Origin of the sequence: Wolbachia endosymbiont (group B) of Parapoynx stratiotata (assembly GCF_947250635.1) — a bacterium.
Taxonomy (GTDB): domain Bacteria; phylum Pseudomonadota; class Alphaproteobacteria; order Rickettsiales; family Anaplasmataceae; genus Wolbachia.
This window is the reverse complement of record NZ_OX366335.1, coordinates 226,997-244,395: the sequence shown is the minus strand read 5'-3', so window position 1 is coordinate 244,395 and position 17,399 is coordinate 226,997. Positions and strand designations below refer to the sequence as shown.

The window sequence follows — 17,399 nt, the reverse complement described above, 5'->3', positions numbered from 1 at the left end:
GTTACTCACCTGCGCTCACTCTCCACTGGTTTTATAGATTCACTAGAGGAAGATCCCGATCCCTTATTATCATCTCCACCTCCTCCAATAGCCCCTCTTACCTTATTTACAGCCGCAGCAGCAACTTGACCAGCACCTCCAGCAGCAGCTTTGGCAGCAGATAAAGCTTTATTCACCATTTGTGCAGGAGTGCTACCCGAACCAAGTGCTGCTCTGTGATTACCAGCAAGCTCAGCAGCCATGCCGGGAAGAACGTTTAAAAAGTGGTAAAAGAGGAATAATACTAAACACAATTTTAATAATTCTCCGATTAGAGAGCTGCCAAACTCCATGTATGTAAAGTCGAATAGACCAAGTATGCTGCTCTTTTTAAAGCTATAATTTTGCATCATACATGCGAGAGTAGTTTCATTTTTATCACATTCCCCATCTTTCAATTTAAACCACTGTTTTTTCTTACTATATGAGATTTCTGCTTGTTTCTTTTCATATGACTTGTCTGGTTGTTCATTTTTATATGACTCGTCCAGTTTAAAATTTAAATTTTTAAAATAGATTTTATCACATGCTATGAACATAAAAGATAGAAATGCAAAAAGGATAACTGGGTATAAACTGTAGGTAATTAACTCTTTTAGCCAACCATCAAAATATCCTTTGGTGTGTTGGAATAAAACCATAGGAATAAACAAAGGTGATAGAATAACAATTACACTTAAAGCAACTATAGATAAAATAAATACATAGCACATCCACAAAATAACCATCATCAGCAAAATGGCCATAAATATACAGACAAGAGCTACTAAAATTTGTCCACCAGCGAAAATAATACCAATCACCGAACCTGCAACTAACAAGACAGGAGCAGCGCCAAGCAAAACCGCTAAAGTTGCAACACCTCCAGTACCAATTTTGCCACCAATTCCATCTAAAGGTGCACCTAAATAAAATAAAATTCTGCAATCAAGCCTATCCCAAGGTGCAAGATAACTGTAGGATACCTTCTGCCCTTCACGATTGTATTCATAATCTTTACCTGCCTCATAATTACATATATTTTTACTCTCAGATGAAGCTTTAAGCACTATTTCTGATAAGCCGTTCGAAAGTTTTGTTAATTCCCCGTAATAATGAGACATGGTACTACCTGTTGTGAAGTAAATCACCAAAGCAAACTTAATGATCAATATATACATTTCTTGTGGACTACGCATTCCACCAGACATGGCTTTTATAGAGAACAATATCAAAGCTAAAATTAAGATAGCAGTAACAGTGTTCTTCAGTCTTTTTTGTGCTACAGACAAAAAACTACCCTTAGCATGTCCATTTTTGTCTGTAAGTAAGTTACCACTTGAATCAATACCTGCCACTAAATTATCTAACGACTCCTTAATACATTGCACTATCATAGAAGTTATGGGAATAGGAGATAATGACTTACTTCCCGCTTGATTGTAGCAAGCTTCAGAGACATACGAGCTAAAACAGCTTTTATTGTCATAATCTACAAAAATTTTTCCTTCTTTTTCCTTTTCCCTTATAATAGTTTTGTAATCTTTATCTTTATTTATAGGGTCGCTAAGATCAACATTATATTCACCCGTACCATCTTTATTTTTGAATTTCATCACAGATTTTTCACACATAGGAGCAAGTGGGTCAGGTGGCAATTCCGTGCACCCCATATCAACCCCTTGCGGCCAAGGAGTCATTTCGATACCAAGCATTCTCACACTTGCTAACTCCACACATAATCTGCCCATTTTTTTCACTGCTTTAAATGTTGATCCATGTATGGGTTCGCTCTGTCCTGCTTTGAGAACTTTACATTTCAGCTCACCATCGACCGTCGGGGACCATGACCCATCTACATATCCAGTATCTTTTTCCCTTACATCAAAGTCTATGTATCCAGGTTTTTCTCTGGAATCAAAGTCTTTCTTGTTAAAAAGATTACCAAAAGTTAAAGGATTTCGATGACATATTTCTATATATTCACTGTATTGCACACCGTTTTTTGGCCAGTAATAACTTTCTGTACTCTCCTGAACGTTAGAATTTAAGGCTTCTTTTTCTGCTCTTTTCCCGTCATAGTCTTTTTTGTTCACGTTTTCCCGAGCTTTATCTTGTAAACAAGAAAAATATTCATCTTCTGTTTGGTAATTTTTATTGGTGCAGCCACTATAACCTGTGTCTTCTTTAAAATTTTTGTATGTTCCATCATGACCACGTGCAACTGGGTGTTTAACAAAACTATGTTCACAAACAACAAGCCCCCCTATTGCTTTCCAGACTCCAACAATTGCAGCTATCATTCCAACAATAACAATAGCAGTAAATACACCAGCGGAAGAAACAATCAAAACAATACCAGTAAATATTGCACCAATAGCAATTGCTATCCCAGCAACTGCTGCAGCTGTTTTAAACGCCTTACAGTCAGGATTAGAAGCACGACTAAAGCTGCCAGTAGAATTAAATCTGCTAACAAATTCCGTTTTGTCAGTACCACTTACTGTATCTGCAAACACTGGATATGAGAGCAAAAAATCTATATTTAACAAAAATATCGCAACTAACAGTAATGACAGTTTAGTTTTAAACATTTTTCACCTTTTGATAAAACACAGGCAACCACATCTTTGGATCATCTCCGACTTCTTTCAATATATCATGTAACAATAGGACACTTTCTGCACGTCCAGATAACACGTTGACCACATCATCCAAATCTTTCAGATCTATTCTAGCTACTACAGCATTAACTCCTTGCTTTACTAAAAAGAATCTAGTACTTGGATCTGTGTGTTTGATCAGTATGTACTCACGTTCAGTTAACATAAAAACATCTCGATAGACACTAGTAGCTTTCAGATTTGGCAAAAAAATTTGTGTTGCTGTCTGCTGTACAAGCGTATCACTAATAGCACTTTTACTTGCATCTTCAACACTCTGAGTAGCAAAAACTACAAAAGCATTTAACTTTCTCAGCACTTTCAACCAGTCTTTTATCTTAGGTGCAAAAACTGGATTATCTATTAACGCCCATGCTTCATCAAGAACAATAATAGATGGAGTGCCATCAAGCGATATACTAATCCTATGAAACAAATAAATCAAGACCGGCCCAAGAGCAACAGGATCTTTTAGCAAGCTAGCCATTTCAAAGCCAAACACTCTTGCTTTTGAAAAATCTAGCAAATCTTCTTTATTGTCAAATATTGCAGCATGAGAGCCATCATCATGCCACATAGATATTGCTCCAGCTAGAGTATCAGGGCCCGCAAGTCCTAAAAATGGTACAAGATTTCTCAAAAATCTGTCTTCTTTTTTTAATTTAAAATTTCCCTCAATTGCATCATTAATTCTAGCAATATCTTCTGAAGTGAATTTATCGTTGTACACTAAAATTAAAGATTTTATCCATTCCATCAAAAATGTTTTATTATCAGGAGTATCGTCAAGTTGCAGAGGATTAAAATTTGTCTTAGTTCTTGGTTCTATTATAGTATAGATACCACCAAGTGCTCTTAAAAAAATTTCTGCACCGCGATCTTTATCAAAAAAGAATATTCTTGGAGAAAATTTCATTGCTTGAGCACATAAAAAATTCATTAAAACAGTTTTGCCAGCACCTGTTGGCCCAATTATCATAGTATGTCCAACATCCCTTATATGAAAGTTGAAGAAAAATGGAGTGCCGGATGTTGTATCAAAAACTGTAACAGCATCTCCCCAGTGGTTATTGAATTTTTTACCAGTAGGATAATTATGTTGAGATGCAAAACCGGCCAAATTAAGACTACTTATTGTACCTTTTCTTACTATATAATCAAAATTACCAGGAATTTGCGCCCAAAATGCTGGTTCTAGATTAACCCTCTCACGAACAGGATAAACACCACAATTAGAAAGCTCCGATTCAACCAATGATAAAGCATTGTCCAATGATTTAGGGCTTTTTTCTATACATAAGATAGTTAAATGGTGTTCACCAAACGCAATTTTACCACTCATTGCATCATCAAGCGCATGAGAAATTTCTGCTATTTGAGAAATAGCTTTATCTGCAGATTGTATCATACGATTTTGCTGTATCTGCATTTTCGCAATTGCCATTTGCCTATTTGTAAATTGAAAAGACTGCGTGATAATAAATTCATAAGGAAGTTGTAAAAAAGAATCAAGCATTCCTGCGGAAGTATTATTTCCATATTCTTTGATACTAACTATTCCAGCATATTTACTTTCATTATGAGTCACAACCTGTATCATCTTATGGCCAAAAAATAACCTATGAACCGGTAAGTATCTTGATATTTCAGTTTTTAGTGGAAAAAGCGTATTTGTAACAAAGCCACAATTTACAATTCTAGACAGAAACTCCATTATTTCACAAAACAGTCCGTTTGGAGTTTCTTTTACTCCAAGGACTTTAGGCGAATAATTCCTAAGGCTTGTTACTATACGATTTGTCGTTTCCTCTAAATCTTCATAGGTATCACGCATATCACTTTCCCAAGCATGTTTTGAAGTTACATGCCCAAATTTTTTCAGTAGATGTGATAAAAATTCTACTCCCTTTGTATCTGCCCTACGAATAATCGTAATGTATAAATCATTAATAAAAGATTGCCTAGTTGCGTGTTTTTCTCTCCATTTTAGATTTACATGGTTAGCAAAAAAATTTGGTAAACTCTGGTTTGCAAATTCATCAGAAAAGATATTCTTCTTACGCCTGATGGTATGAAAGTACAAACTAAATGCTGGAGATGAAATGCTTCTTAGCATCTGATTTCTGATATTATTTTGTATCACCAAGTCTTCATCATCGGCCGTTTCAAACGCAAAGCCATTTAATTTTATAAATTTAACTAACCAATTCTGCTTTGTTATCAAGGTTGTACTATTCCAATAGCAAGAATAAGGTATAAATTCGGCAGCGTGAACCTCTCTACTTAGAATAGATTTATTCTTTGATTGAATAGCTCTAAATCTCAACATTGCATAACATCAAGTAATGTCATAAGAATTGGCTCCATGATAAAACCGATTTAAACATTTGGAACATTTTCCCAACTTTACCATAAATAACTCAATAAACAACGGTTCCTTTGCAGAAGCTATATAGCCAAGTCCATGTATACCTGGTAACATCAGGAGAATTACTCTAAGATCATTTGTATTAATGAAAATTAGCATGCAAATTAGAACGTTTAATATTGCAAACATATAACTCACACCAAAGAGCATTGCAGGTCTTGTAAGACCTTTAAATAATTGATTCGTTTGTATGCTGCCAGTAGACATATCTTTAACCTTCTAATAAGAGCTCTAACACTAATACTACATCATTAATTAAAAATCTATTGAAATGAATAGCACTTTAGGTAAGATAATTAATTTAAATTCAATGATTATAAGCTGGCCATTTCAAGAAGCAGAAAAAATACTACAAGAATTCCCTAATAAAAAAGAGATAATATTTGAGACTGGTTATGGTCCATCGGGTTTACCACATATTGGTACTTTTGGGGAAGTTTTTCGTACCACAGTTATTGCAAACGCTCTAAAAAAAATAGCTCCTAGTATAAAAACCAAAATCATTGCAGTTTCCGACGATATGGATGGTTTGCGAAAAATACCAGATAATGTACCAAATCAGGAAATGCTAAGAGAGAATCTGAACAAGCCATTAACCATGATACCTGACCCATTTGGCACTCATGAGAGTTATGGTCATCACATGAATTCGTTGTTGTGTAAATTTCTTGATTTGTTTGGATTTGAATACGAATTTAGGAGTGCAACAGAGTGTTATAAATCTGGCGTTTACGATGAAAAACTTTTACTCCTGCTGAAAAATTATGATAAAGTGATGGACGTAATGCTTCCATCATTTCGGGAAGAAAGGCAGCAGACTTACAGTCCATTCTTGCCGATATGCCCAAAAACTTCCCAAGTTTTACAAGTTCCAGTAATTGAAACAAATACAGATAAAGGAACAATCACGTATGAAGACCCAAACGGGGAAAAAATAGAAGTTCCAGTGACAAAAGGAAAATGTAAACTGCAATGGAAACCTGATTGGGGGATGAGGTGGGCTGCATTCGGAGTTAATTACGAAGCTCATGGAAAGGATTTGACTCCATCTGCTGTGCTTTCAAGTCAAATATGTAAAATACTTGGAGAAAAGCCACCGCTTTTGTTTTGCTATGAGTTATTTCTTGATAAAGAAGGAAAGAAGATATCAAAATCAAAAGGAAATGGTATTTCAATTGAGGAGTGGCTAACTTATGCACCCACAGAGAGTTTAGCGTTATACATCTTTCAGAGCCCTAAAAAGGCTAAACGTTTATATTTTGATGTGATACCAAAATCAACTGATGAGTATTTGGAGTTTGTTAAGCGTTATAATGAAAGTAAAGAAAAGGATGTAAATAGCCCTGTATGGCACATCCACCAGGGTAAAGTTCCAAACGTAGAAACTTCAGGCATAAATTTTTCGTTACTTTTAAACCTGGCAGCAGCTTGTAATGCTGAAAATAAAGAGATTCTTTGGGGTTTTATATCAACTTATGCACCAAACGTTACACCAGAAAGCAACAAAATGCTAGATAGGCTTTCGGATTTTGCAGTTAGGTATTATCACGACTTTATCAAGCCAACAAAAGCGTATAAAGCTTCAAACGAAAAAGAGAAAGAAGCGTTACTAGATTTAAAGAACAACCTACATTCCCTGCCTATTACAGCCACTGCTGAAGAGATTCAATCTCAGGTTTTCTCCATCGGAAAAAAACATAATTACAATAACTTACGCGATTGGTTTCAGTTGCTATATGAAACGCTGCTTGGCCAAAAAACCGGTCCTAGAATGGGATCTTTTATAAAGCTTTATGGGATAGATAATACAATCTCTCTTATAGAAAGTGCTACTGAACGTACACTTTAGAGTTTACCTTCTTTCATTTGAGCCCTCTAGTTTTATTACTTGACAAACCTTCCCACTTTCCTTATTATACTGATAAAGGTATTTATCCTTGTTTTTGGGCTCAACGACAAAATTCAGTAAAAAACTCAGATATTTATTGGCAAATTACATAAAATTATAGCGGCTTTTTTTATTTTTTCTACATTCAGCCAAATCGCGCTTGTTAGCACATTATCAATTTACATTATTAAAACTAGCTATACGGGGATTCTTTTGTCTTTTTTTTATTTAGTAAATTTCTTAATATTTGTAGCTAAAGTAATTTTAGAGAGCCAGCGCGTGACCAACCTGGTCAGTTTTCTGAATCCCAGTACTGGAATAACAAGAAAGAGGGCGCTGGGATGACACCATTTGCTGTCTTCAAAATGAATGTTAATACACCTAGGATGTTTAAACCTTAATTCTGTTTTGGTGTTAAGCAAGGTATCTAGATACCTTGCTAAATAAAAAATTGGAAAAAAAGGAAGAAGAGACTTCTTCCTTAAATAGCGCAAAAACTTTTTACATTATTTATAAAACCTTTTATTGGTGCCAGTAAGCGTGTTCCAGGATTACAATCAGGCTTACTATCGTCCACTGCACTATTCTGACTAAGCTTTGATATTTCTTTTGCAATAGCCTCCTTTAACTCATCACAAGGCTTCAACACTTCATATATAATACCACCAGCAACAAGTCCTGTGAGTACAGCAGCAGCCACAGCTATCCCAGCCATAGCACCTACTGATAATGATACACCAATAAAATATGCAGAAGTAACTACTATAGCAGCTACAACAGATGCAATAACAAATATACCAACACCCGAGATTATTGCTAGCATAATTGCTTCTTCAGTAAGTTCTTTATCTAGAGTTTTGTTATCATGATTATCTAATAAAGGATTAGCACCTGCTTTTAATAGAGCTCTTACTATCTTTTTATGATGTCCCCGAGCAGCAACGCACAAAGGAGTGTGTCCATATTCATTTGGAAGATTAATACTAGGGTTCTTATCTAATATAGCCTTTACTATCTCAATTTTGCCTTTCTCAGCAGCAAGATATAAAGGAGTTCTTTCACTTTTATTTCGCAAATTAACATCAGCCCCCTTATTTAATAGAGCTTTTACTATATTTTCATTACCTTTTTCAATAGCCAAATGTAAAGGAGTGCTTTTACTTTTATCTCGCAAATTAACATCAGCCCCCTTATTTAATAGAGCTTTTACTATATTTTCGTTACCTTTTTCAATAGCCAAATGTAAAGGAGTTTCTTGAGATTGATTTTGCAAATTAACATCTATACCCTGTGCTGCTAATAGAGCTTTTACTATATTTTCGTTAACTTTTTCAATAGCCAAATGTAAAGGAGTTTTTTCATAGTTATCTTGCAAATTAACATTTATACCTTTTACTGCTAATAGAGCTTTTACTATATTTTCGTCACCTTTTTCAATAGCCAAATGTAAAGGAGTTTTTTTATCGTTATCTTGCAAATTAACATCTATACCTTGTGCTGCTAATAGAGCTTTTACTATATTTTCGTTACCTTCTTTAATAGCCAAATGTAAAGGGGTTTCCTTAGATACATCTTGCAAATTAACATTTATGTCTCTTGCATTTAATAGAGCTTTTACTACATCTTTTTCATCATTTAGACATGCTATGTGTAATAATATTAATTCTTTTTTTCTAAAGCCATCATTATCACTAAATTTATAATTTATATCAAAATTTTCGTTGCTCCATTCTTCATAAGTAGATGAGCATCTTTCTTTTATTTGCCCTTTTATTTTTTCAACTATGTTATTACCATTCAAATCATTTTCACGATTTACTATACTTAATATCTGTTTCAACAATGCTAAATACATATCAAACTCTCCTATAAAAATAATAATATACTTTAATTATTATATACTTAAGTAATAAAGTCAAGAATTTAATTAACTATCATAAATATTTAAACAAGAAAAAGGGGCTTTTGTGCGAGCGTTATTAATCTTCAGTTTAATAGGATAAGATTCGTCAACATTTCTGTAAGTATCTTCTATATAGAAGAGTTGCTACCAATAAAGCCTAAGCTGACCAAATACATTTCTGTAGATTCAGATCTACTTGACTTTGGTTTGAAGTATCTTACTGTTTTGAACATTTTTTTTAGCTCATTGCAGAAATCTTTATCAGACTCTCCTTGAAAAATTTTTACTACAAATTTGCCATCATGATTCAAAAAATGCTTTGCAAAATTGAGCGCTGCTTCGCATAAAAGCATAATTCTGATATGATCTAACGATTTTAAACCGCAAGATTCTGGTGCCATATCAGATAAAATTACATCAAATTTGTGATCCTTGAATTTTTCTCTTAAAATTTCAAGTTCGCTGATAATATCACACTGTATACACTCTACTCCACTAATTGCGTTTATTGGTTTTATGTCAACAGCAATCACACTCGCTCCTTTCTTAGATGCAACTTGTGACCACCCACCAGGAAAAGCGCCAAGATCAATAATTTTTTGCCCTTGTTGGAGTAGTTTAAATTTATCGTCTATTTCTATTAACTTATATGCCGAGCGTGATCTATAACCGTCCTTATTGGTTTTTTGCACATACTGATCATTCAAATGGCGATGTAGCCATCTTGTTGAAGATAACTTTCTACCTCTAGCTGTTTTTACTCTGGTCTTTATACTAATAACCTACTTATTATTGATTATATCTTTGAGCTCTTTTTCAACTACTTCTTTTACCAATTCATGTAGATACTTATTCAGCCACTCTGAAAGCTGAGGTTTTAAAAGAGATACAACTAATTCTTCAACAGTAAGATCCGCTCTTTTTTGTTGTTTATGCCGTAGTTCGCTTTGCATCTTTTCAAGCAATGTTTTAATTTCCTCCATATTTTCTTTTAAAACTAAATGCTCGTTACTTTGTTCTCGATAGCTCACTTTGTTATTACTCATTTGGATATTATCATACAAATTTTTCTCTTCTGAGTTGTAACTATGGCTGTTAGATTGATTATTGTTAAAAGCTATTTTCTCACTTTGGCAATCGTTCTCTTCTTCACTATTTTCCTTTTTATCATCAACATCTTTTTCAATTTCTTCTAGGTATTCCTCTTCAAGGCATAATACGTCATCATCTTCATCTATTATTTCTGCTCTATCGCCACTTGGATTTTTACCCGATATAGCTTTTTTTATATCTTCTAGTATATCTTTTACAGATTGATTATCGCTCATACCATTAAATTTAAAGGTTTATACTATTTATCATAAAAAGCAAGTTGTAAACACTAATTACATAATTGCTTTTTGCCTGAATTAGATCGGAACGTGCTTTAAATAATTCATCTTCAGTATCCAAAAGATCAGATGTGCTCTTTAAATTTAAGTTTACTTCTTGCTCAACTCCTTCCAATGCTAAAGCTGCTGCTTTTTCTGCTTCTTGACTTGCTTTAATAATAGCTTTTGCTGTCAGCACGTTATTCCAAGCATTTACAACTGCTTCTTCTATATTTTTTACTGCTTCGTAATAATCGTAAGTGTATTGTTTTGCATCCATTTTAGCTCTACTAACACCAAAAACATTAACTCCTCTTTTAAAGATCGGAATATCAAGAGTAAAGACAACATTCACATTTTCTAGTAACGTGTCCAATTTTATATTGTCCTTTCCAAAATTTTTACTTGCGCTTAGATTCAAAGAAGGAAGCCACTTGGAAGTTTCAGCGATCACTTCCATTCCGGCTGCTCTTTTTTGATAAACTGCTGCTTTTAGGGACAAGTTATTAGTTTTTGCTAATTGTAAACATTCATTTAGCTCTGGAACAGAAGGTAATTTATCATTAGCTTCAGAAAGTTCATCAGCATCTTCGCCAATCAAATGATAATAAGCAATATTTGCCAATTTTAATTTACCTTCAGCATCAACTCTTTCGGATATAGAAGACGAAAATTTTGCTTTTGCTAGCAAAACTTCAGCATTAGTAACTTCTCCAAGGGAAAAGCGTTTTTTCATAGCTGACAAATGCTCTAAAGAAACACGCTCTTTATGTTCTCTCAGTTTTAATATTTCTGCCTTTTGTAAAACATTAACATATGCTTTCACAGCGCTGAGTGCAACTTCTTGCTTTGACTGCTGAAATCTAATTTTTGCTGCTTTAAGAAGATGACTTGATCGGCTAAATGTAGCAAAAGTGCCCCCACCGTCTATTATTCTTTGGCTTAATGTTAGACGCTTTCCAGAGTTTTGTCGATCGTTAATAATATTAAAATTATTATCGAAATTATATTGTAAATTAATGTCAGGTAAAAATCCAGCTAATCCAGAAGATTTCAGCTGTTTTTCAGCACTCTTATATTGGTAAAACTGAGACTTTATTTTTGAGCTGTTTTTGATAGCTTTGCTTATGGCTTCTTCCAAATCGATTGCATAGCAACCTATAGTACCAAAAGCAATTATAAGTATAATAATCAATCGAAACATTTTGCTTTCTAGCATGTTGTTTAAGTTATTAGCATAAATTACTTTAATAATCAATAACTAATGTTGTAACTAATGTTGTTGACACTATCAAGCAACTCAGTGTATCATAATCTACTGTTATGTATTGATATATGAAAACTTTTTTCTTAAAAGAGAAACAAGTCGATAAAAAATGGCTTGTTATAGATGCAGAAGGATTAGTAGTAGGAAGGCTTGCAGCGTTTGTAGCAGCGCTATTGCGTGGAAAGCATAAGCCTGAATACACACCTCATATGGATTGTGGAGATAATGTAATTATTGTTAATGCAGAAAAGGTACATTTTACCGGAAAGAAACTTAAAGATAAAATCTACTATAGGCATACAGGTTATTCTGGTGGTTTAAAGAAAACTACTCCAGATAATATTTTAAATGGCAAATTCCCTGAGCGTGTGATAAAAATGGCAGTAAAAAGAATGCTTGATGATGGTCCTATGGCACGTAGACGGTTTGAAAATTTGTATGTTTATTCTGGTTCAGAACATAAGCATCAAGGACAGCAACCTGAAAAAATAGATTTTGCCTCTTTAAATCGTAAAAATAAGAAATAATGGAGTAAAAAGTGAAAATAAATAATAATGATCAGCCAAAAAAGGCAATGATTGACTCACTTGGTCGTTCATATGCTACAGGTCGAAGGAAAGAATCTGTAGCAAGAGTATGGATAAAGCCAGGAAGTGGAAAATTTAGTGTTAATAAAAAAGATGATTTAATTTCTTATTTTAAAAGAGAATCAGTGTGTCAAATGATTAAAGCGCCATTCATAGTAACTTCTATGTTAGATAGGTATGATGTGTTTGCAACTGTAAAAGGTGGAGGACTATCTGGCCAAGCAGGTGCCTTAGCTCATGGAATAAGCAGAGCTTTAAGTAGTATAAGTCAAGATCTACACTCTATATTACGTAAGAGTGGATTCCTAACTAGAGATTCACGTGTTGTTGAGCGTAAGAAATATGGTCAACATAAAGCTCGGAAAAAATGTCAGTTTTCTAAGAGATAATTGTTTCATAATGGTATTTTTTTGTAAATATTATACAAGTTCTTACAAGGTTTTATGACATTTTCTCTTTTTATGACGAATTTAGTTGACTATTGGCATTAGCATAATATGCTGTTTATGTAATTTTTCAATATTAAGGTAATTTATGAGTAAAGAAGATATAGTAAACCAACTGAGTCAAGAGTGCTCTAGTCAAGGTATAGATATAACAAAAGCTAGTTTGAGTAAGCTTCATGATATTTTTATGGAAACAATCAAGAACGATCTAAATCGTAAAGGTGAAATACGTTTGCATGGAATAGGGACATTCTCTACTGCTATAAGTAAGGAAAGACAATGCCGTAATCCTCAAAATGGTGAGATTATGACCGTTCCTGAAAAGAAAAGAGTAAGGTTTAAAGCAAGTCAAGCTCTTTCAAGTACTTTAAATACCAAAGAGAAAGTATAAGCTACTTAGATATTGTCATTTTCATCTTTTTAGTTACACTATGTAAGCCATGAAATATAGCCTCGCTGATTAAAGAATGGCCTATATTAAGAGCTGAGATGTGAGGTATCTCTTTTATTCTTTTAGCATGTTTATAATTTATGCCATGCCCTCCGTGGCATTCTATTCCTAGCTTATTAATGTATTCTGCAGAGTTAGTAATAAGTTTTAATTTTTCTTCTGATGGATTATCACAGTAATCCCCTGTGTGAATTTCTATTATGTCAGGCTTTCTTTCTAGCTTCTCAAGATATTTTAGTTGATTAATATTTGGATCGATAAATAGTGAGACTTTTATGTCAAAGCTATGCATTTCCTCTATTATACCAGAAAGTTTACTGTGCATATTCACGATATTCAGGCCACCTTCGGTTGTTAATTCTTCTCTTTTTTCTGGTACTATACAAATCGAATAGGGTTTTACTTCTTTTGCTATTTTGAGCATTTCTTCCGTAGCTGCGATTTCAAGATTTAACTCAGTGCTAATGTTTTGTTTTAGATTGAATACATCCTCATCTCTGATATGCCTTCTGTCTTCTCGTAAGTGTACGGTGATAAAATCTGCTCCAGCATCAATAGCTATTTTTGCTGCTTTTAATGGATCTGGATAAGAAGCTCCACGTGCGTTGCGAAGGGTTGCAACGTGATCAATATTAACGCCCAATTTCACAATTTACCTCAAAAATTATTTTAAATTATACATATTATTAGATCTTATGCATGTCATTGTTTAATGCCATAGCTGAAAGACGGAGCTAGCAGTTATACCAATTCTCATTGTTGGCAAGTCAAATAAGAAACATTCAAAATTGTTTGATTGTGGAAGTGGAAAGAGAAGTAATAAATTTGCATACACTTGCCCTTTTTTACAGTTAATCTAGTTTATAGAACTACTCGTGGTAATCCAAATAAGATTTTTTCTCATAATCAAGTTATAGTAAACGGGGAAAATTTTTCGCATCTAAAAAATTTTAGATTTAGGATTGAAATTAATAAGTGGAGTGATTATGTAATGCATGTATTAGTAAAAGGAGGTACAACATGAGTAATATAGTTCATTTAAATAAAAACAATAATCGTGATAATTTTAGTGTAAGAGGGTTACAAAGAGCCGTTGATGACATATTTGATAGCTTTTTTACAGGATGGAACCCAGAGCTTTCCAAAAGAGGCAGTAGTCTACTACCAGTTTGTGATTTTTATGAAACAAAGGAAAGCTATTGCCTATCATTAGAGTTACCAGGTATTCCTAAAGAAAGCATAGACATTAGTATATCTGGCGATAACTTAATAGTGAAGGGTGAAAAAACATGTAATAATGAATCAAAAGATAAGCAGTTTTACCATAAAGAAAGGTACTATGGTTCTTTCTATAGATCTATTCAACTTCCAACAAATGTAGAGCAAGATAAGGTATCTGCCAACTTTTTAGATGGGGTATTGCATGTAACCATACCTAAGTCAGAGAAACACATCAAGAAAATTGATGTAAAGTAACCAGTAAGTAATAGCAGGCTTCTGACCTTGAGGCTTGCTATTTTAATATCTGTTCAGCAGAGTGGCAAAATAAGGTAAACGAGAAAAGACAACTAAATGAATGTCATGAAAGTAGCTGATGCTGGCTCCCTTATGAAGGTGTCATCTTAGCACCCAGACACTGATTTTTTAATTGAAAATGTTGTCTTGTTTGTGATAAATTTTGCTCGATGCCAGTGTCGAGCACTGGCATGACATTATAGAAGCTGGAATTACAGTGTCAGCTACTTGAATGACAATATTTGCTGTGTAATTTACCTTAAAAAATGAAATTCCTACAGCTACGTGTAAGCTACTTTCATGACACTCATTTAGTTGTCTTTTTTGCCACTTTGCTGAACAGATATGCAAAATATTAACTTAGCAATACAAAAAATTATCTATAGATTAGACACACCATTAGATCTTATGCATAGTCATTTTTTAATGCCATAGCTGAGAGACGGAGCCTGCTCCCCTTATCATGAAACTGAAGTCTATATGGTACCACAGTATAATGATATAATAAAATATGAAAAAAATACCAATAAAAAAAGGCAAAAAAAGCCCGTATTAACTTTAACAATTTAAAATGATTTAATGTGAAAACCATAGGCGCCAATTGTTTTTTTAACTTAAAAATAAAAGTCAAGTATCAGGAATTCTAGACATAAACCCTCCTATATGAATAAAGAGCTAGCAAAAATAAACTTATATATTTTTTGCTGAAATTTGATTATTTGGTGAAAAAACCTGCAGGTGAAGATAGATTTTGGATCCTAAAAAATCTTCATTCTCCACTATAATGAAGCCACCAGAGTCTGTCAAGTAATTTTTTATTTAAACTGCTCGCAATCTTTTTATACACTCATCTTTACCAAGAATTACCATGATATCGATGATTCCAGGCGCATCCATTATTCCAGTTATTGGGGCGCGTAATGAGTGGTATATATCGCTCATTTTTATATTATGTAATTTTGAAAATTCCTTAATCTGAGAAGATAAAAAATTCTTATTCCAATCTTCACTACCTACACTCGAAAGAAATGATGCAAGTAACTTAATTACATCGAGGTTAGATTTGACAATTTGCTGAGCTTCTTCACTAAAATCAACTTGAATATAAAATTTTGCTAAATCCAATAATTCGGTCAGATAGTTTGCTCTTTTTTTCAGCTCTGTCAGTCCCTGCAGTAAATAGCCCTTTTTTTTGTCAGTTAGAGTATTTTCTCTAAGCATTAGAGTCAGAATATCTTCATTGCTCATATTACTAATATAGTGGTTATTCAAATGCTCCAGTTTTTTGAAATCGAGCCGTGCAGGTGAACGACCGATGCTTTCTAAATTAAACCACTCTATTGCTTGCTCATCGCTAATAATCTCATCGTTGCCATGACTCCAGCCAAGTCTTAGCAAGTAATTACGCATTGCCTGTGGCAATATTCCCATCTTTTCATAATCGCAAACACTTGTAGCCCCATGCCTTTTAGATAACTTATTCCCGTCTTCTCCATGAATTAGTGGTACATGTGCAAAGCGTGGGACATCAAAATCAAGAGCCTGATATATCAGTAATTGTTTGAAGGTATTAGTGAGATGATCAGAGCCACGTATAATATCGGTTATTCCAGCATCATGGTCATCAACCACTACAGCAAAAATATATGTTGGAGTATTGTCAGAGCGCAAGATTACTATGTCATCAAGCTGGTCGCTACTTATTGTAACTTGGCCGTATATTTTATCGTCAACAACAATATCTTCTGAGTCTGGCACTTTGAAGCGAACAACAGGCTCTGCATTTGATGTCGAATGAGTACACTTATGCTTATATATTTTTCCTTCTTCCCTTGCTCTTATTTTCTTCTCCGCAACTTCATTCTCGGGGCAGTAACAATGATACGCCCTACCCTTTTCAACTAAAAGATTTGCAACTTCAATATGTCTAGCTATTCTTCTCGATTGGTATATTATTTCTCCATCATAGTTTATTCCAAGCCATTTTAACCCATCTATTATTGCATCAATTGCTTCCTGTGTTGAACGTTTTCTGTCGGTATCCTCAATCCTTAGTAAAAACTCCCCACCATGACGCTTTGCATAGAGCCAATTAAACAAAGCTGTGCGAGCTCCTCCAATATGTAAAAATCCTGTTGGTGATGGAGCGAATCTAGTGACTATACCTGGCATATTTGTCTATTGTGATAACGTAACCGATGATAACTAAAATTTGTACTTGCAACAACGTGGAACTATAGTAAATTTGAAAGATCAATTTACATTTATTTTTAACAAACTGCATTGTATAATTTAATATTAGTGAATGCAGTGAGGTGTATATATGGATAATTTATTTGAAATTGCAAGAGGAGTTGTAACAAAAGAGGATGAAAATAAATTTATTGAAGCTTGCAAGAAAAGAGTTGCTTGTGTAGCTAAGCATAGAATTGATGAAAATGGAAACCCATTTCATATAGCAGCAAGTAAAGGGTTTCTATTATCTGCGTTACAGAAGATCATAAAGGATTTAGAAGAAAGTACCAGGAGTGAGGTTGAAAAAGCAAAAGAAGCTAAAGATTAGAAAAGGAATTTAAGAATAACAAGAAATATATTAAGGAAGCACTCCTCGATAAAAGCTATATTAAGGATGAAGGGAAGAAGGCAGTATCACCCCTTTATTTCTTGGACCCTGCAGAGCGGAAAGAAGTTAAGCAAATTGCAGATATAAAATGTGGCTTTATATGTAATAAGAAGTTTCATCTATGCTTATATATAGTAGGAGCTATAGTGTGTGCTACCGCTATGTGTGTATCTTTGTATCTTCTATTTTCGGCTTCTCAATCTCTTGCATTGGCTTCAATAGCGACAATAGCTTCTGGAG

15 protein-coding genes are annotated in these 17,399 nt (G+C 33.9%); 6 read left to right on the top strand and 9 right to left on the bottom strand.

All coding sequences use genetic code 11. From position 1 onward, the window contains the following. Window positions 1-5 precede the first annotated feature (5 nt). The 3 genes from OOT12_RS01160 to OOT12_RS01150 are packed head-to-tail and all read right to left on the bottom strand — an operon-like array spanning window position 6 to window position 5,316. Complete coding sequence (locus OOT12_RS01160) at window positions 6-2,612, bottom strand: TrbL/VirB6 family protein (RefSeq protein ID WP_264375016.1); 2,607 nt, start codon at window positions 2,610-2,612, stop codon at window positions 6-8. Then, window positions 2,605-5,010 carry a VirB4 family type IV secretion/conjugal transfer ATPase gene (locus OOT12_RS01155; RefSeq protein ID WP_264375017.1) on the bottom strand — a complete coding sequence of 802 codons (2,406 nt, stop codon included), beginning with the start codon at window positions 5,008-5,010 and terminating at the stop codon, window positions 2,605-2,607. The genes OOT12_RS01160 and OOT12_RS01155 overlap by 8 nt, the downstream gene beginning before the upstream one ends. Before the next feature lie 9 nt (window positions 5,011-5,019). Further along, a complete protein-coding gene (locus tag OOT12_RS01150; protein WP_006015054.1) occupies window positions 5,020-5,316 on the bottom strand; it encodes a type IV secretion system protein VirB3 in 297 nt (98 codons plus the stop codon). 64 nt (window positions 5,317-5,380) lie between these two features. Here OOT12_RS01150 and OOT12_RS01145 point away from each other — a divergent pair, with 64 nt between their 5' ends. Then, complete coding sequence (locus tag OOT12_RS01145) at window positions 5,381-6,958, top strand: lysine--tRNA ligase (RefSeq protein ID WP_264375018.1); 1,578 nt, start codon at window positions 5,381-5,383, stop codon at window positions 6,956-6,958. Between the two features lie 520 nt (window positions 6,959-7,478). Here the strand turns inward: OOT12_RS01145 and OOT12_RS01140 are convergent. The 4 genes from OOT12_RS01140 to OOT12_RS01125 all read right to left on the bottom strand — a co-directional run bounded on the left by OOT12_RS01140 (window position 7,479) and on the right by OOT12_RS01125 (window position 11,474). Further along, window positions 7,479-8,852, bottom strand: coding sequence for an ankyrin repeat domain-containing protein (locus tag OOT12_RS01140; RefSeq protein WP_264376573.1), 1,374 nt, complete (start codon window positions 8,850-8,852; stop codon window positions 7,479-7,481). Between the two features lie 176 nt (window positions 8,853-9,028). Continuing rightward, a complete protein-coding gene (locus OOT12_RS01135; RefSeq protein WP_064085440.1) occupies window positions 9,029-9,607 on the bottom strand; it encodes an RlmE family RNA methyltransferase in 579 nt (192 codons plus the stop codon). 75 nt (window positions 9,608-9,682) lie between these two features. After that, window positions 9,683-10,228: a PopZ family protein gene (locus OOT12_RS01130; RefSeq protein ID WP_264375021.1), complete on the bottom strand. Its 546-nt coding sequence runs from the start codon at window positions 10,226-10,228 to the stop codon at window positions 9,683-9,685. Window positions 10,229-10,238: 10 nt separating this feature from the next. Then, entirely contained in the window at window positions 10,239-11,474 is a 1,236-nt protein-coding gene (locus tag OOT12_RS01125) for a TolC family protein (protein WP_264375249.1), read from the bottom strand. A 131-nt stretch (window positions 11,475-11,605) separates the two neighbouring features. Between OOT12_RS01125 and rplM the strand changes: the two genes are divergently transcribed. The 3 genes from rplM (at window position 11,606) to OOT12_RS01110 (ending at window position 12,961) form a co-directional block, all read left to right on the top strand. Beyond that, entirely contained in the window at window positions 11,606-12,064 is a 459-nt protein-coding gene (gene rplM, locus OOT12_RS01120; protein WP_006014941.1) for a 50S ribosomal protein L13, read from the top strand. Window positions 12,065-12,111: 47 nt separating this feature from the next. Next, window positions 12,112-12,513: a 30S ribosomal protein S9 gene (gene rpsI / locus OOT12_RS01115; protein ID WP_405197552.1), complete on the top strand. Its 402-nt coding sequence runs from the start codon at window positions 12,112-12,114 to the stop codon at window positions 12,511-12,513. A gap of 145 nt (window positions 12,514-12,658) precedes the next feature. Then, entirely contained in the window at window positions 12,659-12,961 is a 303-nt protein-coding gene (locus OOT12_RS01110) for an HU family DNA-binding protein (RefSeq protein WP_264375023.1), read from the top strand. A gap of 1 nt (window position 12,962) precedes the next feature. Here the strand turns inward: OOT12_RS01110 and OOT12_RS01105 are convergent, their stop codons facing one another. After that, window positions 12,963-13,670, bottom strand: coding sequence for a pyridoxine 5'-phosphate synthase (locus OOT12_RS01105; protein ID WP_264375024.1), 708 nt, complete (start codon window positions 13,668-13,670; stop codon window positions 12,963-12,965). Between the two features lie 371 nt (window positions 13,671-14,041). Here OOT12_RS01105 and OOT12_RS01100 point away from each other — a divergent pair, with 371 nt between their 5' ends. Further along, the gene (locus tag OOT12_RS01100; RefSeq protein ID WP_017532141.1) at window positions 14,042-14,497 is read left to right on the top strand and encodes an Hsp20/alpha crystallin family protein; all 456 of its coding nucleotides are present in this window, start codon (window positions 14,042-14,044) and stop codon (window positions 14,495-14,497) included. 858 nt (window positions 14,498-15,355) lie between these two features. Here OOT12_RS01100 and gltX read toward each other — a convergent pair. Continuing rightward, window positions 15,356-16,708: a glutamate--tRNA ligase gene (gene gltX, locus OOT12_RS01095; protein WP_264375025.1), complete on the bottom strand. Its 1,353-nt coding sequence runs from the start codon at window positions 16,706-16,708 to the stop codon at window positions 15,356-15,358. Between the two features lie 151 nt (window positions 16,709-16,859). Between gltX and OOT12_RS01090 the strand changes: the two genes are divergently transcribed. Then, complete coding sequence (locus OOT12_RS01090) at window positions 16,860-17,099, top strand: hypothetical protein (protein WP_264685304.1); 240 nt, start codon at window positions 16,860-16,862, stop codon at window positions 17,097-17,099. Window positions 17,100-17,399: the final 300 nt, after the last annotated feature.